Raw genomic sequence first — 21389 nt, 5'->3', positions numbered from 1 at the left:
GGCACCACGGTGTGCCTCACGACGTCACCTCCGGGGCCTCGGTGGGCTCCGGCAGGACCGCCGGGCCGATACGGACGAGTTCGCCGGGGCGGGCGCCGGTGTCCGAAGTGACGCCTCCCCCGGTCGAGTTCAGCGGCAGCCAGACCACCCGGTCGGGCATCTGCGTGACCTGGAGCGGCAGCGCGGTCGACCCGGCGGGGCCGGTGACCGCGAGGAGGTCGCCGTCCTTCACGCCCGCCTCGGCGGCCGTGGCGGCGGACACGCGCGCGTGGGCCGCGTGCCGCGTACCGGCCAGCGCTTCGTCGCCGTCCTGGAGGCGGCCCTGGTCGAGCAGGAGCCGGTGCCCGGCGAGCACGGCCTCTCCGGAGGCGGGCCGCGGCGGCTGGGCCGCCGTCTCCAGCGGCTCGGTGGCATGCGGGCCGTCCCAGCCGCCGAGCCGGTCGAGCTCGCGGCGGAGCGTCACCAGGTCGGGCAGGCCGAGGTGGAGGTCACCGGCGTCGGCCAGCATGTGCAGTACGCGCGCGTCGGTGGGGGCCAGCCTGCGCGTCATCTGGTCCGGCTTGAGTGCGGCATCGAACATCCGCGCGCGGCCCTCCCAGTTGAGGAACGTGCCGGGCTTCTCCGCGACGGCGGCCACCGGAAGGACGACGTGCGCCCGTTGTGTCACCTCGCTGGGCCGCAGCTCCAGCGAGACCAGGAAACCGACCGCGTCGAGCGCCTCACGCGCGCGCGCCGGATCCGGCAGGTCGGCCACCTCGACGCCCGCCACGAGCAGCGCGCCCAGTTCGCCGGTGGCGGCGGCCTCCAGGATCTGGCCGGTGTCGCGGCCGTAGCGGTGCGGGAGTTCGGCGACGCCCCAGGCGGCCGCGACCTCGTCCCGCGCGCGCGGGTCGGTGGCCGGACGTCCGCCGGGCAGCAGCGACGGCAGCGCGCCCACCTCGACGGCGGCACGCTCCCCGGCCCTGCGCGGGATCCACACCAGCTGGGCGCCGGTCGCGGAGGCGGCCCGCGCGGCCGCGGTGAGCCCGCCGGGAACCGCCGCGAGCCGTTCACCGATGACGATGACGGCGCCCGCAGCGCGCAGAGCGTCCGCGGCCTTGGCCCCGTCGTCCGCAAGGCCCACCCCGGACGCGAGCGCGTCCAGCCACTCCGTCTCGGTGCCGGGAGCCGCGGGCAGCAGCGTGCCGCCCGCCTTCTCCAGGCCCCGGGTCATGTGCGTGGCGAGGGAGAAGGTGCGCTGGCCGTGCTTGCGCCAGGCCTTGCGCAGCCGCAGGAAGACGCCGGGCGCCTCCTCCTCCGCCTCCAGACCGACGAGCAGGACCGCGGGGGCCTTCTCCAGAGCGGCGTACGTGACACCGGTCCCGTCGAGGTCCAGGCCCCGTCCGGCCACCCGCGCCGCGAGGAAGTCGGCCTCCTCGCTGCTGTGCACGCGCGCGCGGAAGTCGATGTCGTTCGTGTCGAGCGCCACGCGCGCGTACTTGCTGTACGCGTAGGCGTCCTCGACCGTGAGCCTGCCGCCGGTCAGCACCCCGGCCCGGCCGCGCGCGGCGGCGAGGCCGCGGGCCGCGGCCGCCAGGGCCTCGGGCCAGCTGGCGGGCTCCAGTTCACCCGAGGCGTTGCGCACCAGGGGGTGGGTGAGCCGGTCGGGCCGCTGGGCGTAGCGGAAGGCGAAGCGCCCCTTGTCGCACATCCACTCCTCGTTGACCTCGGGGTCCTCCGCCGCGAGCCGCCGCATGACCTTGCCGCGGCGGTGGTCGGTGCGGGTCGCGCAGCCGCCCGAGCAGTGCTCGCACACCGACGGCGACGACACCAGGTCGAAGGGGCGTGAACGGAAGCGGTACGCCGCCGAGGTCAGCGCGCCCACCGGGCACATCTGGATGGTGTTCCCGGAGAAGTACGACTCGAAGGGGTCGCCCTCCCCCGTGCCGACCTGCTGGAGCGCGCCGCGCTCGATCAGCTCGATCATCGGGTCGCCGGCGATCTGGTTGCTGAACCGGGTGCAGCGCGCGCACAGCACGCACCGCTCGCGGTCGAGCAGCACCTGGGTGGAGATCGGCACCGGCTTCTCGTACGTGCGCTTCTTGCCCTCGAAGCGGGAGTCCGCTTCGCCGACCTGCATCGCCTGGTTCTGCAGGGGGCACTCGCCGCCCTTGTCGCACACCGGGCAGTCCAGCGGGTGGTTGATGAGCAGCAGCTCCATCACACCGCGCTGCGACTTCTCGGCGACCGGCGAGGTCAGCTGCGACTTGACGACCATGCCGTCGGTACAGGTGATGGTGCAGGACGCCATCGGCTTGCGCTGGCCCTCCACCTCCACGATGCACTGGCGGCAGGCGCCCGCCGGGTCGAGCAGCGGGTGGTCGCAGAAGCGGGGGATCTCGATGCCGAGGAGTTCGGCGGCGCGGATCACCAGCGTCCCCTTGGGGACGCTGATCTCGATGCCGTCGATCGTCAGCGAGACGAGGTCCTCCGGCGGAACGGCCGCCTCCCCGCCCCCGGAGGGAGCGCTGTTCGTGGTCACTGTCATGCGTTCACCTCCGCGTGGTCGGCGGGCCGGTCGGCCCAGAGAGTCGACTTGGCCGGATCGAAGGGGCAGCCCCTGCCGGTGATGTGCTGCTCGTACTCCGCGCGGAAGTACTTCAGCGAGGAGAAGATCGGCGAGGCCGCGCCGTCGCCGAGGGCGCAGAAGGACTTGCCGTTGATGTTGTCGGCGATGTCGTTCAGCTTGTCGAGGTCGCCCATGGAGCCCTTGCCGGCCTCGATGTCCCGCAGCAACTGCACCAGCCAGTACGTCCCTTCGCGGCAGGGCGTGCACTTGCCGCAGGACTCATGGGCGTAGAACTCGGTCCACCGGGTGACGGCCCGCACGACGCACGTCGTCTCGTCGAAGCACTGGAGCGCCTTGGTGCCGAGCATCGAACCGGCGGCGCCCACGCCCTCGTAGTCGAGGGGGACGTCGAGGTGCTCGTCGGTGAACATCGGCGTCGAAGAGCCGCCGGGCGTCCAGAACTTGAGCCGGTGTCCGGCGCGCATGCCGCCGCTCATGTCGAGCAGCTGGCGCAGCGTGATGCCGAGCGGCGCCTCGTACTGGCCGGGGTTGGTGACGTGGCCGCTCAGCGAGTAGAGCGTGAAGCCCGGGGACTTCTCGCTCCCCATCGACTTGAACCAGTCTTTTCCGCGGTTCAGGATCGCGGGAACCGACGCGATGGACTCGACGTTGTTCACGACAGTGGGGCATGCGTAAAGGCCCGCGACGGCCGGGAAGGGGGGACGCAGTCGCGGTTGGCCCCGGCGGCCTTCGAGCGAGTCGAGCAGCGCGGTCTCCTCACCGCAGATGTACGCGCCCGCGCCCGCGTGCACGGTGAGTTCGAGATCGAGTCCGCTGCCCAGGACGTTCTTGCCGAGGTAGCCCGCCGCATAGGCCTCGCGGACGGCCTCGTGCAGCCTGCGCAGCACGGGGACGACCTCGCCCCGCAGATAGATGAAGGCATGCGACGACCGGATCGCGTAGCACGCGATCACGATCCCCTCGATGAGGGAGTGCGGGTTCGCGAAGAGGAGCGGGATGTCCTTGCAGGTCCCCGGCTCCGACTCGTCGGCGTTGACAACTAGATAGTGCGGTTTGCCGTCTCCCTGCGGGATGAACTGCCACTTCATCCCGGTGGGGAATCCGGCGCCGCCCCGGCCCCGCAGACCCGCGTCCTTCACGTACGCGATGAGGTCGTCCGGGGCCATGGCGAGCGCCTTGCGCAGACCCTCGTACCCCTCGTGCCGCCGGTAGGTCTCCAGCGTCCAGGGCTTCTCCTCGTCCCAGAAGGCGGAGAGGACCGGCGAGAGCAGTTTCTCGGGGCTGGTCTCGTTGTCGATCTCGGCTGCCAAGGTCATCACTCCCCCTCCTCGGCGGTCGGTCCGGCCGGGTGGGCCGGGTCGGATGCCGAGGTCTGCTGCGGTGCGTCGTGCGAGCTGAGGTGCTCGGCGGGCGCGTCGGTCTGCGGACCTCCCGCGCGCGGGTGGACCACGCGCCGTTGCGACGCCTCGCCCTTGGCCAGGCGCAGTCCGATCAGTGAGGCGGGGCCCGCGCCACCGCTCGCCTCGACGGCACCGGGGCGCTCGTCGGGGAAGCCCGCCAGGATCCGGGCGGTCTCCTTGTACGTGCACAGCGGCGCGCCGCGGGTGGGTTCGACGGGGACGCCCGCGCGCAGGTCGTCGACGAGCCGCTTGGCGGACTGGGGCGTCTGGTTGTCGAAGAACTCCCAGTTGACCATCACCACGGGGGCGAAGTCGCAGGCCGCGTTGCACTCGATGTGCTCAAGGGTGATCTTGCCGTCCTCGGTCGTCTCGTCGTTGCCGACGCCGAGGTGCTGCTTGAGCTCTTCGAAGATCGCGTCGCCGCCCATCACCGCGCACAGCGTGTTGGTGCAGACGCCGACCTGGTAGTCACCGGAGGGCTTGCGCCGGTACATGGTGTAGAAGGTCGCCACGGCGGTGACCTCGGCGGTGGTCAGGCCCAGTGTCTCGGCGCAGAACCGCATGCCCGTGCGCGTGACGTGGCCCTCCTCCGCCTGCACCAGGTGCAGCAGGGGCAGGAGCGCGGACCGCGATCCCGGGTAGCGGGCGATGATCTCCTTGGCGTCCGCGCCCAACCGGGCCCGGACGTCGGCCGGGTAGTCGGGGGCGGGGAGTTGGGGCATGCCCAGGCTGACGCCCGTGTCCTGCTCTTCAGGAGTGGTGGTCACCGGTCGACGCCTCCCATCACGGGGTCGATGGACGCGACGGCGACGATGACGTCGGCGACCTGGCCGCCCTCGCACATCGCCGCCATGGCCTGCAGATTGGTGAAGGACGGGTCACGGAAGTGGACCCGGTAGGGGCGGGTGCCGCCGTCGGAGACGACGTGCACGCCCAGTTCGCCCTTGGGCGACTCGACCGCGGTGTACACCTGTCCGGCGGGGACCCGGAAGCCCTCGGTCACCAGCTTGAAGTGGTGGATCAGGGACTCCATGGAGGTGCCCATGATCTTCTTGATGTGGTCGAGCGAGTTGCCGAGACCGTCCGGGCCGAGGGCCAGTTGGGCGGGCCAGGCGATCTTCTTGTCGGCGACCATCACCGGTCCGGGGGCGAGCCGGTCCAGGCACTGCTCGACGATGCGCAGCGACTGCCGCATCTCCTCGAGGCGGATGAGGAAGCGGCCGTAGGAGTCGCAGGTGTCCGCGGTGGGGATCTCGAAGTCGTAGTTCTCGTAGCCGCAGTAGGGCTGGGACTTGCGCAGGTCGTGCGGCAGGCCCGCCGAGCGCAGGACCGGGCCGGTGGCGCCGAGCGCCATGCAGCCGGCGAGGTCGAGGTAGCCGACGTCCTGCATACGGGCCTTGAAGATGGGGTTCCCGGTGGCGAGCTTGTCGTACTCGGGAAGGTTCTTGTTCATCTTCTTCACGAACTCGCGGATCTGGTCCACCGCGCCGGGCGGCAGGTCCTGGGCGAGTCCGCCGGGCCGGATGTACGCGTGGTTCATGCGCAGGCCGGTGATCAACTCGTAGATGTCGAGAATGAGTTCACGATCCCGGAAGCCGTAGATCATGATCGTCGTCGCGCCGAGTTCCATGCCGCCGGTGGCGATGGCCACCAGGTGCGAGGAGAGGCGGTTCAGCTCCATGAGGAGCACGCGGATGACCGAGGCGCGGTCCGGGATCTGCTCCTCGATGCCGAGCAGCTTCTCGACCCCGAGGCAGTAGGCCGTCTCGTTGAAGAACGGCGTCAGGTAGTCCATGCGCGTGACGAACGTCGTGCCCTGCGTCCACGTGCGGTATTCGAGGTTCTTCTCGATGCCCGTGTGCAGATAGCCGATGCCGCAGCGGGCCTCGGCGACGGTCTCGCCCTCGATCTCCAGGATGAGGCGGAGCACACCGTGCGTGGAGGGGTGCTGGGGCCCCATGTTGACGATGATGCGCTCGTCGTCGGCCTTCGCGGCGGCCTGGACGACCTCGTCCCAGTCGCCGCCGGTGACCGTATATACGGTCCCCTCGGTCGTCTCCCGGGCGGAGGCCGCGGAGGCCGCGCCGGCCTGGGGGGTTCCCTGTGAAGTGGACATCAGCTGTACGACCTCCGCTGGTCCGGAGCCGGGATCTGGGCGCCCTTGTACTCGACGGGGATGCCGCCGAGGGGGTAGTCCTTGCGCTGCGGGAAGCCCTGCCAGTCGTCCGGCATCATGATCCGCGTCAGGGCCGGGTGGCCGTCGAAGACCAGCCCGAAGAAGTCGTACGTCTCGCGCTCGTGCCAGTCGTTCGTCGGATAGACGGAGACCAGCGAGGGGACGTGCGGATCGGCGTCGGGGGCGCTGACCTCCAGCCGGATCAGCCGGTTGTGGGTGATCGAGCGCAGGTGGTAGACGGCGTGCAGCTCGCGGCCCTTGTCCTCCAGGAAGTGCACTCCCGAGACGCCCGTGCACAGCTCGAAGCGCAGGGCCGGGTCGTCGCGCAGGGTCTGGGCGACGCGCAGGAGGTGCTCGCGCGCGATGTGGAAGGTCAGCTCGCCGCGGTCGACGACCGTCTTCTCGATCGCGTTCTCCGGGAGCAGGCCCTGCTCCTCCAGGGCGCCCTCCAGCTCGTCCGCGACCTCGTCGAACCAGCCGCCGTAGGGGCGCGCGGAGGCGCCGGGCAGCGTGATGGTCCGCACGAGCCCGCCGTAGCCGGAGGTGTCCCCGCCGTCCTCGGCGCCGAACATCCCCTTGCGTACGCGGATGACCTCGGCGGCCGCGCCGCGCGGGGCGGGCACGCCGTTGCCGTTCGGCTGCTCGCCGGGCGTGTCGTGCTTGTCGTGCGCGTCGCTCACCGCAGCAGCCCCTTCATCTCGATGGTGGGGAGCGCCTTGAGGGCCGCCTCCTCCGCCTCGCGGGCCGCTTCTTGCGCGTTCACGCCGAGCTTGGAGCCCTGGATCTTCTGGTGGAGCTTGAGAATCGCGTCCATCAGCATCTCGGGCCGCGGCGGACAGCCGGGCAAATAGATGTCAACAGGGACAATGTGGTCCACACCTTGCACAATCGCGTAATTGTTGAACATCCCGCCAGATGAGGCGCAAACTCCCATCGAGATCACCCACTTGGGGTTGGGCATCTGGTCATAGACCTGCCGCAGGACCGGCGCCATCTTCTGGCTCACCCGGCCGGCCACGATCATCAGATCGGCCTGGCGCGGCGAGCCGCGGAAGACCTCCATGCCGAAGCGCGCCAGGTCGTACCGCCCCGCGCCCGTCGTCATCATCTCGATGGCGCAGCACGCGAGGCCGAAGGTGGCGGGGAAGACGGATGACTTGCGCACCCAGCCCGCGGCTTGTTCGACGGTGGTCAGCAGAAAACCGCTCGGCAGTTTCTCTTCGAGTCCCATGCTCTTTGGCCCCTCAGACCTTTAGTCCCATTCCAGGCCGCCGCGCCGCCATACGTACGCGTACGCGACGAAGACGGTGAGCACGAAGAGCAGCATCTCCACGAGCCCGAAAATCCCCAGCGCGTCGAAGGTGACGGCCCAGGGGTAGAGGAAGACGATCTCGATGTCGAAGACGATGAAGAGCATCGCCGTCAGGTAGTACTTGATGGGGAATCGCCCACCACCGGCCGGCGTCGGCGTCGGCTCGATACCGCACTCATAGGCCTCTAGCTTCGCGCGGTTGTACCGCTTTGGACCGATAAGCGTGGCCATGACCACGGAGAAGATCGCAAAGCCTGCCCCGAGGGCTCCCAGCACGAGGATGGGCGCATAGGCGTTCACGCTCCTCGCTCCTCTCAGTCGGCACTGACTGTTGGCGGTTACGTCGGACCCGGCCCTGACCCCCACCGAAGATCGCTTACATGTGAAGCAGGTCACAAGCCCAACTGCCCCGCATCTTATGCCCGGCGGTCTGTGATCTGCGACACGGGGTGCGCCAACGTCTTTGTGATCTCCACCACCTGACGAAGGATCATGAAGTCGGATGAGCGGTGATCTTCGTACGCGAAGCGCCTGAGTGATCACTAGAGGTGACATCTCGTCGGGTTGTGCCTGGTCGAAGGCGTGGCGCTCTATCAAGAGATGGAGCGGCCAAGCAAATTGGCGCTGGACGCGTTCCCTTGATAAAGGCGCCGCGTTCACACTTTGGCGGCAGCGGCGGGGACGGATGTGGACGCGTGCGCCGATTCACGAGGGGCCGCCCGTGCCCGCACCCACGTCCGCGCGAACGATTGGGAATGCACCCATAGGGCAGCCGAAAAGTACGGGAGATCTCAGGGAGGTCTCGGCGAGGTCTCAGGGAGATCCCCGAGGGGAGTCCCCTGTGACGTGCGCCACAGTGCCCCTCACGCCAAATCAACCGGGCTTGGCCAACGGCCTCAACCGGTGGTAGACCGTGGGCAATTCGGGCGTATCTCAGAAAACCCATGATCACAGGCGTGATCACCGGTGTCCGCATTGCCCGTTACGGCGTCAATAAGGAGCGACACGCCCGAGATTCAGGGCCGCGAACGGCAACTGTGGCGCACCACACGTTTCTTGAAGGGAACCGTGAGTCCCTGATAGCGGTTGTTCTCATGTCCCACACCGCTCACATACCCAGCCACCGGAAGCCCCGTCGCAGCGCCTCCAAGATCGCCCTGCGCGCCGGAGTTGCCGGTGGCGTCCTCAGCACCCTGGCAGTGGCCGCGGCGGCCGGTACGGCGAACGCGGCCGAGCCGGTGTCCGAGACCATCGAAATGCCCACCCTGACCACCGATCTGTCCGCGCAGATCGCGCAGTCGGCCGACCTGACGCAGCAGGCCGCCGTCACCTACGAGTCGCGCGCCGAGCAGGACGCCGCCGCCGCCAAGGCCGCCAAGCAGGCCCAGGAAGACCAGGCGCAGGCCGAGAAGAAGGCCGAGGCCAAGCGCAAGGCCGAGGCCGCCGCGAAGAAGAAGGCCGAGGAGGAGCGCGCCTCCCGTGCCACCGAGCGCACCACGCTCTCCACCCAGTCGACGTCCGGCTCCGGTTCCGGTGCCGCCGCCACCGCCTCGGACTCCGTCGCCCCGGCCAGCGGCAGCGTCGGCACGGTCATCAGCTTCCTCAAGGCGCAGCTCGGCGACGCCTACGTGATGGGCGCCTCCGGCCCCAACGCCTGGGACTGCTCCAGCCTGGTGCAGGCCGCGTTCAAGCAGGCGGGCGTGGACCTTCCGCGCGTCTCGCAGGACCAGTCGGTCGCCGGTACGCCGGTCTCGCTCTCCAACCTCCAGGTGGGCGACATCCTTTACTGGGGTGGCGCCGGTTCCGCGTACCACGTCGGTGTGTACATCGGCAACGGCCAGTACCTCGACGCCGCCAACCCCAGCAAGGGCGTTGTCATCCAGGACCTCTCGGGTTACCCGGCCTCGGGTGCCGTGCGCGTCCTCTGACGGCCCCTTAGAGCGACGTAACAAGGGCCGGAACCCCCGGGTGGGGTTCCGGCCCTTGGCGTGCCCTCAGACGGCCGTACAGCCGTTCCAGCGGCGAACGGCTAGTCACTCTTCGGCGACAGCTCCGACATCCGCGACCAGTCGTTGCCCTCGATCTCCGTGTTCACGATCTGCGGGACCTCGGCGATCGCCTCGGACATCGTCTCCATGGCCGCCCTGAAGTGGTCGGAGTCGACGTGCGCGGCGCCGGCCTCGGGCGAGGCGAAGGCCTCCAGGAGCACGAACTGGTTGGGGTCGTCGACGCTGCGCGACCACTCGTAGAACAGGTTGCCGGGCTCGGCACGCGTGGCTTGGGTGAATTCGGCGGTCCGCTCCAGCCAGGTGTCGGCGTGTTCGGGGCGGACGGTGAACTTGACGGCGATGAAAATCATGACTTCAGCGTGCCTTGCGTGCAATGGGTGGGCAAATCGGGCGATGACGGCCCGGAGCCGGAGCCGGGGCTCACGCCTTCGGTGCCACCTTGCTCAGGCCGTTGATGACGCGGTCCATGGCGTCGCCGCCCGTCGGGTCGGTGAGGTTCGCCAGCATCTTCAGCGTGAACTTCATCAGGAGGGGGTGGGTCAGGCCGCGCTGCGTGGCGATCTTCATGACCTTCGGGTTGCCGATGAGCTTCACGAAGGCGCGGCCCAGCGTGTAGTAGCCGCCGTAGGTGTCCTTGAGGGTCTTCGGGTAGTTCTGGAGGGCCAGTTCGCGCTGGGCCGGGGTGGCACGCGCGTGTGCCTGCACGATGACGTCGGCCGCGATCTGGCCGGACTCCATGGCGTACGCGATGCCTTCGCCGTTGAAGGGGTTCACCAGGCCGCCCGCGTCACCGACGAGCAGCAGCCCCTTGGTGTAGTGCGGCTGGCGGTTGAAGGCCATCGGCAGGGCGGCGCCGCGGATCGGCATCGTCATGTTCTCCGGGGTGTACCCCCAGTCCTGCGGCATCGAGGCGCACCACGCCTTGAGGACCTCGCGCCAGTCCAGCTCGCGGAAGGCCTTGGAGGAGTTGAGGATGCCGAGGCCCACGTTGGAGGTGCCGTCGCCCATGCCGAAGATCCAGCCGTAGCCGGGCAGGAGCCGGTCCTGGGCCCCGCGGCGGTCCCACAGTTCGAGCCAGGACTCCAGGTAGTCGTCGTCGTGGCGGGGCGAGGTGAAGTACGTCCGCACGGCGACGCCCATCGGGCGGTCCTCGCGCCGGTGCAGGCCCATGGCGAGCGAGATCCGCGAGGAGTTGCCGTCGGCCGCGACGACCAGCGGGGCGCGGAAGCGCACGGGCGTCTTCTCCTCGCCGAGCTTGGCGTGCACGCCGGTGATGCGGCCGGTGCGGTCGTCGATGACCGGCTCGCCCACGTTGCACCGCTCGTACAGCCGCGCGCCCGCCTTCTGGGCCTGCCGGGCGAGCTGCTCGTCGAAGTCGTCGCGCTTCCGTACGAGGCCGTAGTCGGGGTACGAGGCCAGCTCGGGCCAGTCCAGCTGGAGCCGGACACCGCCGCCGATGATGCGCAGGCCCTTGTTGCGCAGCCAGCCCGCCTCCTCGGAGATGTCGATGCCCATGGCGACGAGCTGCTTGGTGGCGCGCGGGGTGAGTCCGTCGCCGCAGACCTTCTCGCGCGGGAACGCGGTCTTCTCCAGGAGGAGGACGTCGAGCCCGGCCTTGGCCAGGTAGTACGCCGTGGTCGAACCGGCGGGCCCGGCTCCGACGACGATGACGTCCGCTGTGTGTTCGGAGAGGGGCTCGGTCACGGCGGGTTCTCCCCAAGGCTCGAAATCTGTGTGCCGACCGGCACGGTGTATGGGCAGTCTATGAGGCGGTACCGACCAGCCAGCCGAAGGGCCACACGTGACCGAGCAGATCGACACCCCGCCCGCCGTACGGCTTCCCGCCGTAGGGCTGCGCGTTCCCACCCACGAGGACGCCTTCGCGTGGCACCGGCTCTTCGACGATCCCGAGGTCATGGAGTTCCACGGGGGCGCGTCCGCGGAGCTTTCCCTGTACGAGGAGCTGACCGCGCGCCAGCGCAGACACGACGCCGAACTTGGCTTCTGCTTCTGGACTTTGCTGGACGAGGCCGGTGAGCCGATCGGCTTCACGGGCGCCCAGCCGTGGAACCGCCCCTGGGGCCCGGCCGGCGAGATCGAGATCGGCTGGCGCCTTGCCCGCGCGGCCTGGGGCAAGGGGTACGCGACCGCCGCCGCCCGCGCCACCGTCGAACGGCTGCGGGCGGCGGGGGTGCCGAGCGTGGTGGCGATGGTCGCCGCCGGGAACGAACGCTCCGTCGCCGTGACGCGGCGGCTCGGGATGGAGCTGGCCGAGACGTTCACCACGCCGCCCGGGCCGGGGAACGACGGGGAGCGGCGCGTGGCGTACTGCTTCCGGCTGGTGCTGTAGCGGGCCGGGGGCCTGGTGGGTGGGCGGTTTCGACGGGCCCCCACCCCGCGTTCAGTCCGTGAGCCGCCACGTCTCCAGTGCGGTCCGGTGCGTCTCCACGCCCTCGCCCGCGGGCCAGAAGTCCTCGCGCCAGGAGAGCTGGATCGCGTACTCCGTGCCGTTCTGAGCGACGTAACTCTGGTTGACGGCGTGGATCGTCCTGCCCGCCTCGTCGGTGTACGTGTACTCCCAGAGCGCCCCGTCCTGCCCCCGGAAGGTGTTCCTCTCCATCCGGATCCGGTCGTAGTCCGACTTGTCCGGGGCGGACTTGGTGTGCTTCTCGATGTTCGTGAAGTTCTCGTACGAGGTGTAGGGCGCGTCCTTGACGACACCGACGAGGAACTCCTCACGGCCGGTCGAACCGGCGTACGTGATCTGCCCCGGGCGCTCCGGGTTCACGGGCTGCCGCGTCCAGCCCTCGGGGACGGCGAAGGAGAAGCCCTCCGAGTCGGTCACCACATCGGAGCCCTCGGGGGCGTTGGTGTCGTCGGCCGTGCCGGGGTCCGTGCTGTCGCTCGGTTCCGGGCTCCGGGGCTCCTGCGAGACGGCCGGGGCGGGCGCCTGGCTCGGGGCGCGGCTCGGCTCGTCGGACCGGCTGACCGAGGGCCTGTCCTTGCCCGCGCTGTCCGACTTGTCGTCGGCGTTGTCCTGCCAGATCAGGATTCCGGCCGTCGCGCCGCCACCGATGAGGAAGGCCCCGGCGAGCGTGCCGACCCAGACTCCGGCCCTGCCGCGCGGCTTGGCGGCGGGGGGCTGGTGGCCGAGGTGGACGGCGTGCGGGATGTGAGGGGTGTGCGGGGTCTGGGGGGTCTGGGGGGTCTGGGGGGCGTACGCGGGTGTGGGGGTGGCTGTCGGGGGCGTGCCGGGCGCCGTCTGGGTGACGTACGCGGCGGCTTCGGCGGGGGTGGGGTCGGTCGGGGTGGGGCCGGTGGGGCCGGTGGCGGCTGCCGGGGTAGTGGGGGCCTGCGGCGCGCCGGGGGCGTACGCGGGGGCGGCCGGGGCGGCGCTCTGTCCCGCCATCCGCAGCAGGTACGGGCCGAGCAGTGCGGCCGCGAAGACCCACAGCAGCCCGAAGAGCAGCACCTCGGGGACGCTCAGCCCCAGCTCCACACTGCCGTTGCCGCTGGCCCCGCCGATGCCCGAACTCCCGGGGGCGGCCGCGCCGGACCCCTCGACGCCGATGCCGCCGGACCCGGCGAGCAGCAGGACGAGGCCGAGGAAGACGGCGGCGGAGAGGAGCTGTTCGCCGCGGTTCGCGCAGCGGCGGGCGGCGAGGACACCGAGCGTCAGCGCGCAGACCAGGCCGAGCGCCAACGCGCCCACGATCGCCCAGTCGTTGGTGGCGTCACCCAGTTCGGAGAGGCCGAAGGACCTGCTCTCGGAGCCGCCGGCCAGCAAGGAGCTGCTGCCGCTCACGGAGGCCTCCGCGCCCGCGCCCCAGCCGATGCCGAGCGCGGCGATCGCGAGGTTCGGCAGGAGGAGCAGCGCGATCAGGAGCGGCGAGATGTCGGCGTCGTCGAGGTCGGTGATCTCCTTCAGGTCGTCCACCTGCGCGAGGCTGATGAAGGCGACGACCGAGCAGAGCACGAGGACGACGGCGAGGGCGCGCAGCGCGGTGCCCACGGCCCGGATCGCGGCCTGCGCGCCGGGCCGCGCGGAGCCCCAGGGGTGCAGCACGCCACAGGAGACGACGAGTGTCAGCAACAGCGCGCCGAGCGCGGCGAGCGCCGGGGACGACGACAGTTCGATGCCCTCGATCTCGGGCTGCGCGAACAGGGCGAGCACCAGTACGCCCGCGGTCACCAACAGGGCGACGCGCACGGCTGCTTCGAGCCCTGCCGTGGTACCGCCGCCGTGTCCGCCCTGGGCCCGTGCGAGGAGGCGGCCGCGGAGGATGCGTACGCCGATGAAGAGCGCCACGATCACCAGCGCGGTCACCGTGAGCGGAACGAAGTGCAGGGAGGCGGTGCCTTCGAGGGCAGATCCGGAGGCGTCCGAGCCGAGGCCGTCCGAACCGAGCCCGTTCGAACCCAGCCCGTTCGAACCGAACCCGCCGGAGTCGAGTCCGCCCGAGCCGAGGCCGGGCTGTTGCTCACTGCCCGTCAGGTCGAAGCTGCCGCCCACGGATTGGAGGAGCAGCGCGAGGCCGATCCGCAGCCGGTCGGTGAAGTCGACGACCACCTCGTCGTCCTGGCCGTACGAGGGGATCGCGATGCCGATGGCGCCGACGAGGAGCAGCGCGAGGGGCCAGAGCGCGGCCTGCGCGGATCCGGCCCAGTCGCCGCGGAACGTCCGCCCGAAGAAGACGCCGACGGCGGAGGGGGCGGCGGGTGCGGCGAGTGCGGCGGGGGCCGGGGTGTGGGCGGGCGGTGGGGGCGGTGTGGCGGGGGCGGCCGGGGAGGCCGGGGAGGCCGGGGAGGCTTCCGGAGCGGGAACTTCCGTCTCGGGGGCCTTCGTTGGAGCGGGCGGGACGTCCGGAGCATCCGGGGCTTCCGGCGCCGACGCCTCCGGTTCCGACGCGTCCGGGGCCGGTGCCTCTGGAAGGCGTTCCTTGCCGCACTTCATGCAGAAGCGGGCCTCATCAGGGGCGGGGGCCCCGCAGTGCGGGCAGTACAACGCCATCAAACGCTCCGTCACAGTCCAGGAGATCACCCGCGAGCGGGAAAGGACCGACCCTATAAGAACCGCATAAGGTCCGGCGCGGGTCTCGACTGAAGCGTTACGGAGCGTTCGCCCTCAACTCCTGTGTGGATCAGCCCTGCTTGAAGCCCCGGTGCAGCGCCACGACGCCGCCGGTCAGGTTCCGCCAGGCCACCTTCGACCAGCCGGTCTCCCGCAGCCGGGCGGCGAGCGCGGGCTGGTCGGGCCAGGAGCGGATCGACTCGGCGAGGTAGACGTAGGCGTCGGGGTTGGAGGAGACCGCGCGGGCGACCGGCGGCAGCGCCCGCATCAGGTACTCGGTGTAGACCGTCCGGAACGGCGCCCAGGTCGGGCTGGAGAACTCGCAGATCACGACCCGCCCGCCGGGCTTCGTCACGCGGTACAGCTCGCGCAGCGCGGCGTCGGTGTCCTGGATGTTGCGCAGGCCGAAGGAGATGGTGACGGCGTCGAAGGTGTCGTCCTTGAACGGCAGCTTGGTCCCGTCGCCCGCGGTGAACGGCATCCACGGGTGGCGCGCCTTGCCGACCCGAAGCATGCCGAGCGAGAAGTCGCAGGGGACGACGTACGCACCGGCCTGGGCGAAGGGCTGCGAGGACGTGGCGGTGCCGGCGGCGAGGTCCAGGATCTTCTGCGCGGGGCGCGCGTCGACCGCCTTCGCGACCTCCTTGCGCCAGAGGCGGGCCTGGCCGAGGGAGAGCACGTCGTTGGTGAGGTCGTATCGTTCCGCGACGTCGTCGAACATCGTGGCGACGTCGTGCGGCTGCTTGTCCAATGAGGCGCGGGTCACCCGGCCTATTGTGTCAGGCCGGTCTTCTGCCTTGGCGGGCGGGACGGTGGGCGCGTGCGGGTTTGTTGTGGTTGCTCGCGCAGTTCCTCGCGCCCCTTACGGGCGCTCCCGTGCGGGTTGGGAGTGGTTGCTCGCGCCGTTCCTCGCGCCCCTTACGGGGCGCCTCAGCGGGCCCTGTAGACCAATCTGCCTGCTACCACCGTCGCCACGCATGTCTGCGGGCCCTGGCGTACGAGTTCGGCGCGGGACGGGACGTCGAAGATCGCGAAGCGGGCCGGGGCCGACCTCGTCAGTGGGGGGAGGAGGATCAGGGGGGTCGGGGAGAGCGACGGCGGGCCGGGGAGGCGGGGTGGGCGGTGGCCCGAGGCCAGGCCCGCCCTGCGTACCGCGTCCAGGACCGGGCGGGCGCGGAGGTCGCCCGCGATGGCCACCGTGCCGTGCGCCAGCATCCGCTGCACGCCCCGCCGGGCGCTCGCGCCGAGACGGGACGGGTCGGTGCGGAAGAGCCGCTGCGCCCCCTCCCCGCCGATGGGCTCCGTGCCCAGCCGGCCGGCCTCGCGCGGGTCGGGGTGGTAGGCGGCCTCCAGCAGCTCGGGGCCGTACGGATTGAGCAGGCCGGGGGTGAGGATGCCGGGCCAGCGGCGGACCCGGGCCGAGGGGTGGGCGGCGGCGAGATCCTCGTACGGACCGACCGCCGCGACGACCGACCCGTCGACCAGGACCGCCGCCTCCGGAGAGTGCTCGGCGACGTGCAGGGTGAGCAACAGGGCCTCAGTTCGTGGCGAGGAGCTTCAGCTCGGGATGTGCCGTGCCGCCCTCGATCGCCGTGGACGAGATGTGCGAGGCGACGCGGTCGTCGACGGGGTCGTTCGCCGGGTCGTCGTGCACCACCAGGTGCTCGTAGGTCGTGGCGCGCTGTGCCGGGACCCGGTCCGCCGTACGGATCATGTCGATCATCTCGCGCAGGTTCGAGCGGTGCTTGGCGCCCGCCGAGGAGACGACGTTCTCCTCCAGCATGACCGAGCCGAGGTCGTCCGCTCCGTAGTGCAGCGTCAGCTGGCCCGCCTCCTTGCCGGTGGTCAGCCAGGAGCCCTGGATGTGCGCGACGTTGTCGAGGAAGAGACGGGCGATCGCGATCATGCGGATGTACTCGAAGATCGTCGCCTGCGTACGGCCCTTGAGGTGGTTGTTCTCGGGCTGGTACGTGTACGGGATGAAGGCGCGGAAGCCGCCGGTCCGGTCCTGTACGTCACGGATCATCCGCAGGTGCTCGATGCGCTCGGCGTTGGTCTCGCCCGTGCCCATGAGCATCGTGGAGGTGGACTCCACGCCCAGGTTGTGGGCGATCTCCATGATCTCCAGCCAGCGCTCGCCGCTCTCCTTGAGCGGGGCGATCGCCTTGCGCGGCCGCTCGGGCAGCAGTTCGGCGCCCGCACCCGCGAAGGAGTCGAGCCCGGCGGCGTTGATCCGCTGGATGGCCTCCTCGACGGAGACCTTCGAGATGCGGGCCATGTGCTCGACCTCGGACGCGCCGAGGGAGTGGATGACCAGCTGCGGGAAGTTCTTCTTGATCGCCGCGAAGTGCTTCTCGTAGTACTCGACGCCGTAGTCCGGGTGGTGTCCGCCCTGGAACATGACCTGCGTGCCGCCCAGCTCGACGGTCTCCGCGCAGCGGCGCAGGATGTCGTCGAGGTCGCGGCTCCAGCCCTTCTTGGTGTCCTTCGGGGCGGCGTAGAAGGCGCAGAACTTGCAGGCCGTCACGCAGACGTTCGTGTAGTTGATGTTCCGCTCGATGATGTACGTCGCGATGTGCTCCGTACCGGCGTAGCGGCGGCGGCGCACGGCGTCGGCGGCGGCGCCGAGCGCGTGCAGCGGGGCGTCACGGTAGAGGACGAGCGCCTCTTCGGGGGTGATCCGCCCACCTGCGGCGGCACGGTCGAGGACGGCTGTGACATCAAACGACGTGAGGTCGGCCTTCTCGGTCACCGGGACGTCCCTTTCGTAAGGGTTGCGGACGGACCAAGCCAGCGTACGCCAGCCCTTCCGGGGCCCTGACGTCAGGCGGTGTACGCCCCCAGCAGCACGCCCACGAAGGCTCCGCCGATCAGGAACGGCCCGAACGGGATCGCCGTCTTCCGTCCGGCGCGGCGGGCGGCGACGAGCCCGATGCCGTACAGCGCGGCGAGGACGAACCCCGCGAAGGTGCCGAGCAGCAGCACGCCCCACCCGTACCACCCGAGCACCGCCCCGAGCGCGAGGGCGAGCTTCACGTCGCCGAAGCCCATGCCGTTGGGGTTGATGAGGAAGAGCACGAAGTAGGCACCGGCCAGCGCGAGCGACCCGTACAGCGCGCCGGTCCACTCCCCCGCGTGCTCGGGCGCGAGCGCGGCACCGCCGAGCAGCGCGAGCGCGCCCCCGGCGAGTGGCAGGGTGAGCACGTCCGGCAACCGGTGTACGCCGAAGTCGACCACGGCGAGCAGCACGCCGAAGGGCGCGAGCAGCAGCCACGCGCCCAACTCGGGCCGGGCGCCGGTGGCGGCGGCGAGGGCGGCGCAGACGAGGGCGGTGGCAGGGGCGACGAGGGCGGTGCGGGGCCCGTACCAGCCGCCCCGGGAACAGCGGGCGAGCCCGGCCCACCCCTGTAGGGGATGCCCCTCGGGGCACTCCTGCCGCCAGCTCTCCTCGGGCTGGACGGAGAGCCGGTAGGCGGCACGGGGAACGAGGAGCCCGACGAGGCCACCCCAGAGCGCCCCGAGAACGGCGAGGAGAGCGATCAAGACGTTCACCTATTCGACACGGGGTAACGGGCGGGTGGGAAAGCATCCGCCGCGAAGCGGCGGCAGAGCCACTCACCCCGCCGCGGAGACCCCACTACGCCAACCCGGCAGCAACTCGTCCAGCAAGGCCTCCGTGCGAGGCGGCAGCCCCCGAGCCCCACTCCGGGCAACCAGATCCGCGGCGACCCGCCGCAAGCGGGCAGGGTCCTCCGTCGCGGCCGTAGCCCGGAGCAACTCGTTCCAGAGCCGCTCGTCCCCCGGCGCCGAGCCCAGCGCAGCGTTCAACGCCTCGATCGCCTTCTCCGCCCGCCCCTTCTCCAGATGGAACTCCGACAGGGCGAGGCCGATGTCGGCGACGAGCAACGGCAGCTGCGCGTCGATGATCTCGTGCGTGAGCCACCCGTACCGCCCCTGCGGCCGGTCGGCGAGCAGCGGTCCGCGGACGAGCACCAGCGCGTCGGTGAGCATCCGCCCGCGCACGGCACGGTTGCCCGAGCCGCGCCCCTGGGTGGCCTCGTAGTACAGGGACCGCAGCACGTCCAGGTCCGAGACGACGGACTTGGCGAGCGTGAGCCGCCCGCTGCGGTCGGCCCGCAGCCGGGGCGAGCCGTCGGGGTCGGTGCCGAGCCACTCGCGCAACCGCTCGACGAGCGCGTCGCGCACGTCGTCGGTGACACCGCGCGGCCACAGCGCGGAGGCGAGCACCCGGGGGTGTACGCCCTCGCGGTGCATCAGCAGCAGGGCCAGCGCCTCGTGCATCAGCGCGCTGCGCTCGCCGTCCGGAGTGCCGAGGCCGATGATCTCGTACGTACCGACGAGGCGGGCGTAGACCGCGGGCCGCCCCTGCTCGGTGACGTCGACGAGGAACGGGGGCGCGGCGGCCGCGGGGCCGTCGTCGGGGCCCGTGGGGCCCGAGGAGCCGTCCGGGTCGGCGTCGGTGAAGAGCCGGACGACGGCGCGCTGCTGGGGCTCGGGCAGCGTCTGGGCCGCCAGTTCGAGGCCGAGCAGCGGCGCGAGCAGCTTGCCCTCCCGGGTGATCTCCATCTCCCAGGCGGCGCCGGGCAGGTCCCCGGATTCCGTGCCGACCAGATAGCCGATGCCCAACCGGCTGGCGTCCGCGGCCAGTTCGGCGAGCTTGACGGCGTCCTCGCCGGCCGGTTCGGCGGCGAGCAGCACGAGGTGCGGGGCCCAGCGGGTGTGCTGGGCGGGGCCGGTGCGGCCGGTGAGCACGGAGTCGTGTCCGGCGGCGCCGAGCGCGCCGCGCCGCTGGCGGGTCTCGGCCTCCATGGTCTCCAGGAGGGCTTCGACGTCCTCCAGGTGCCGCAGCCGGTTGGGCGCGAGCGGCGTGAGGTCCTGGCCGAAGCCGACGAGGGTGATGGTCATGCGGTCCGACCAGCCGTTGGTGGCCAGTTCGGCGGCGACCGAGGCGAAGACGGCGGCGCGGTCGCTGGCGCTGCCGCTCAGCGAGACGATGCCGGGCACGGACTCCAGGTTGAGGAGCAGCCGCGATTCCTCGGGGGCGCCGAGGGTGCCGAGGCTGACCAGCCCCGGGTAGGGAGCGGCGGTGCCGACGTCCTCGTACCGCTCGGCGTCCGTGCGGGAGAGCACCCAGAACGTCTGGTCCTGCCCCAACTGCCAGGGCGCGGGCGGCCGTCCGGCGGGCTGGGCGAGCTGGAGGTGCAGGTCGCCGTTGGTCAGCCAGGCCGCGTACACGGTCGGCAAAGCGCGGTTCTCCTCGGCGAGCGAGGCCGCGAGACCGCGCAGCGACAGGTCCAGGAGGCGTACGCCTTCGGGGTCGGCGCCCACGAGCAGCGCGTCCTGCACATCGGCGGCGTCCCCGGTCGGGGTCGGCGGCTGCATGCCTCGGCGTGCGCCGACCGCGCCCATGGCCGACTGCCACAGGGCGTGCCGACGGCGGCGGCCGAGGGCGCCGAGCAGACCGGCGGCGAGGAGGGGCGCGCCGAGAAGCGCCTCGGGCAGCCCGAAGCCGGAGTCCTCGGACTGACCGGCGCCGGTCGCGGAGGGGGCTTCGGCGGCGGGGGCGTCCGGGGTGGCCGGGGCCTGCGGCATGGCGGGCTTCTCGGGGGCGGCGGGGCGCTGTTCGGGCAGGACGATGTGCGCGGTGTCGCGGTCGACGGAGCTGCCGCCGTGCTGCCCGCCACTGCCCTGCCGGTCGCCGCTGCCGTGCTGGTCGCCGCCGTCCTGCTGACCGCCGCCCTGGCGCTGGTCGCCGGTCTTGGAGTAGTCGGAGATCTGCTCCTTGACGTCCTCGGAGACCTTGGGCGCCTCGTCGGGCATCTCGACCAGCTCGCCGCCGTGCGCGTCCGCGGGCATCTCCATGATCCAGCCGGGCCGGATGAGGCTCGCTTCGGAGAGCTTGGAGCCGTCGGGCTGCTCGCGGTCCTTGTTGAGCTGGTAGATCTCCTTGTACCGGCGGCCGTCGCCGAGGTGCCGCTCGGCTATCTCCCACAGGGAGTCGTGGTGGCGTCCCTCGGGGGGCTGGATCCGGTAGTACTTCGTGTCCCCGTCCTTGGCGGCGGCGCCACCGCCCGCGTGCGCGGCGGCCTGTTCGGCCTGCGCGGCGAGCGCGTCGGCGGCGGACGCGGCGGTCTGCCGCTCCTGCCCGAAGAGGCCGCCCGGGGTCTGCTGGGCGCTCGCGGCGGACGCGGGCTTCTGGTTGCCCTCCAACGACTGCCCGAACTGCGAGAGCCCGGGCGCGAAGCTGGCTGCGGTGGCGCCGACCAGGAGCAAGGCGGCGACCAGTTGCCGCGCGAGCAGCTGGCTGCCACCGGCGCCCGGCACCCGGCTCGGGATGCCGACTCCGGAGAGCGCGGCCTTTATCTCGACCAGTACGCAGGCGGTGAACTGCGCCCAGGCGAACCAGACGACGACGGTCAGTACGTTGATGAACGTACTGACGGTGATCTCCTGCTGGAGCCAGCTCAGCGAGGGCGATCCACCCGGCAGCGGCCACCCCACGAACACCACGAGGGCCCCCGGCACGCCGACCAGGAGCACGGCGAGCGCGACAAAGGCGAGGAATGCCTTGACGAAGTCCCCGACGGAACGCCGGCGCCGCGGCAGGGGCTGCGGCGTCCGGTTCCGCGGCGACATCGGATCAGGCGGGCTCGTCGAGCGTGAGGTGGTGCGCGCCATGGCGGGTGTCCTGGTGTCCTGTGGGAGGGCGTAGAGGGGGGCGGATTGAATGGTGGTAGCAAGAGCGTACTGAGGCGATGGTACGGAAGGTGCCGGAGGTCAGACAGGGGCGTGGGCGGGGTGGCCGCCCGTTTGACAACCGGCCGTACCAAA

At 71.2% G+C, this 21389-nt stretch carries 17 protein-coding genes; 2 read left to right on the top strand and 15 right to left on the bottom strand.

The window, feature by feature from the left end:
- Window positions 1-16 precede the first annotated feature (16 nt).
- Genes DMA15_RS21510 through DMA15_RS21480 form a run of 7 tightly spaced genes read right to left on the bottom strand, consistent with a single transcriptional unit; the run spans window position 17 to window position 7757 of the window.
- Window positions 17-2527: an NADH-quinone oxidoreductase subunit G gene (locus DMA15_RS21510; protein WP_125514409.1), complete on the bottom strand. Its 2511-nt coding sequence runs from the start codon at window positions 2525-2527 to the stop codon at window positions 17-19.
- On the bottom strand, window positions 2524-3888 hold the full coding sequence (gene nuoF, locus DMA15_RS21505; protein ID WP_206302788.1) for an NADH-quinone oxidoreductase subunit NuoF: 1365 nt from the start codon (window positions 3886-3888) through the stop codon (window positions 2524-2526). The genes DMA15_RS21510 and nuoF overlap by 4 nt, the downstream gene beginning before the upstream one ends.
- Window positions 3885-4736, bottom strand: coding sequence for an NADH-quinone oxidoreductase subunit NuoE (gene nuoE / locus DMA15_RS21500; RefSeq protein ID WP_125514407.1), 852 nt, complete (start codon window positions 4734-4736; stop codon window positions 3885-3887). The genes nuoF and nuoE overlap by 4 nt, the downstream gene beginning before the upstream one ends.
- A complete protein-coding gene (locus DMA15_RS21495) occupies window positions 4733-6085 on the bottom strand; it encodes an NADH-quinone oxidoreductase subunit D (RefSeq protein ID WP_125514406.1) in 1353 nt (450 codons plus the stop codon). The genes nuoE and DMA15_RS21495 overlap by 4 nt, the downstream gene beginning before the upstream one ends.
- On the bottom strand, window positions 6085-6825 hold the full coding sequence (locus DMA15_RS21490; RefSeq protein ID WP_125514405.1) for an NADH-quinone oxidoreductase subunit C: 741 nt from the start codon (window positions 6823-6825) through the stop codon (window positions 6085-6087). The genes DMA15_RS21495 and DMA15_RS21490 overlap by 1 nt, the downstream gene beginning before the upstream one ends.
- A complete protein-coding gene (locus DMA15_RS21485) occupies window positions 6822-7376 on the bottom strand; it encodes an NADH-quinone oxidoreductase subunit B (RefSeq protein WP_125514404.1) in 555 nt (184 codons plus the stop codon). The genes DMA15_RS21490 and DMA15_RS21485 overlap by 4 nt, the downstream gene beginning before the upstream one ends.
- Window positions 7377-7397: 21 nt before the next feature.
- Window positions 7398-7757: an NADH-quinone oxidoreductase subunit A gene (locus tag DMA15_RS21480; RefSeq protein ID WP_003992243.1), complete on the bottom strand. Its 360-nt coding sequence runs from the start codon at window positions 7755-7757 to the stop codon at window positions 7398-7400.
- Window positions 7758-8551: 794 nt separating this feature from the next.
- Between DMA15_RS21480 and DMA15_RS21475 the strand changes: the two genes are divergently transcribed.
- Window positions 8552-9385, top strand: a complete 834-nt coding sequence (locus tag DMA15_RS21475) for a C40 family peptidase (RefSeq protein WP_125514403.1) — start codon at window positions 8552-8554, stop codon at window positions 9383-9385.
- Window positions 9386-9486: 101 nt separating this feature from the next.
- Here the strand turns inward: DMA15_RS21475 and DMA15_RS21470 are convergent, their stop codons facing one another.
- Both DMA15_RS21470 and DMA15_RS21465 read right to left on the bottom strand, forming a co-directional pair.
- Complete coding sequence (locus DMA15_RS21470) at window positions 9487-9816, bottom strand: putative quinol monooxygenase (RefSeq protein WP_125514402.1); 330 nt, start codon at window positions 9814-9816, stop codon at window positions 9487-9489.
- Between the two features lie 70 nt (window positions 9817-9886).
- Window positions 9887-11170, bottom strand: coding sequence for a geranylgeranyl reductase family protein (locus DMA15_RS21465; protein ID WP_125514401.1), 1284 nt, complete (start codon window positions 11168-11170; stop codon window positions 9887-9889).
- 97 nt (window positions 11171-11267) lie between these two features.
- On the opposite strand from DMA15_RS21465, the gene DMA15_RS21460 reads away from it, so the two are divergent.
- The gene (locus DMA15_RS21460) at window positions 11268-11816 is read left to right on the top strand and encodes a GNAT family N-acetyltransferase (RefSeq protein WP_240659885.1); all 549 of its coding nucleotides are present in this window, start codon (window positions 11268-11270) and stop codon (window positions 11814-11816) included.
- 51 nt (window positions 11817-11867) lie between these two features.
- Here DMA15_RS21460 and DMA15_RS38025 read toward each other — a convergent pair whose 3' ends face one another.
- The 6 genes from DMA15_RS38025 to DMA15_RS21430 all read right to left on the bottom strand — a co-directional run bounded on the left by DMA15_RS38025 (window position 11868) and on the right by DMA15_RS21430 (window position 21236).
- Window positions 11868-14477 carry a zinc-ribbon domain-containing protein gene (locus tag DMA15_RS38025; protein ID WP_125514400.1) on the bottom strand — a complete coding sequence of 870 codons (2610 nt, stop codon included), beginning with the start codon at window positions 14475-14477 and terminating at the stop codon, window positions 11868-11870.
- Window positions 14478-14607: 130 nt separating this feature from the next.
- Complete coding sequence (locus tag DMA15_RS21450; RefSeq protein WP_125514399.1) at window positions 14608-15303, bottom strand: demethylmenaquinone methyltransferase; 696 nt, start codon at window positions 15301-15303, stop codon at window positions 14608-14610.
- A gap of 164 nt (window positions 15304-15467) precedes the next feature.
- The gene (locus tag DMA15_RS21445) at window positions 15468-16067 is read right to left on the bottom strand and encodes a hypothetical protein (RefSeq protein ID WP_125514398.1); all 600 of its coding nucleotides are present in this window, start codon (window positions 16065-16067) and stop codon (window positions 15468-15470) included.
- A 7-nt stretch (window positions 16068-16074) separates the two neighbouring features.
- On the bottom strand, window positions 16075-17289 hold the full coding sequence (gene mqnC, locus DMA15_RS21440) for a cyclic dehypoxanthinyl futalosine synthase (protein ID WP_125514397.1): 1215 nt from the start codon (window positions 17287-17289) through the stop codon (window positions 16075-16077).
- A 71-nt stretch (window positions 17290-17360) separates the two neighbouring features.
- Window positions 17361-18089 carry an A24 family peptidase gene (locus DMA15_RS21435; RefSeq protein ID WP_125514396.1) on the bottom strand — a complete coding sequence of 243 codons (729 nt, stop codon included), beginning with the start codon at window positions 18087-18089 and terminating at the stop codon, window positions 17361-17363.
- Window positions 18090-18152: 63 nt separating this feature from the next.
- Entirely contained in the window at window positions 18153-21236 is a 3084-nt protein-coding gene (locus DMA15_RS21430; protein WP_125514395.1) for a bacterial transcriptional activator domain-containing protein, read from the bottom strand.
- Window positions 21237-21389: the final 153 nt, after the last annotated feature.

It is taken from the genome of Streptomyces sp. WAC 01529 (genome assembly GCF_003945545.1).
Classification (GTDB): Bacteria; Actinomycetota; Actinomycetes; order Streptomycetales; family Streptomycetaceae; genus Streptomyces; species Streptomyces anatolicus.
The sequence above is the reverse complement of the archived record's forward strand: the minus strand, read 5'-3'. Positions and strand labels throughout refer to the sequence as shown.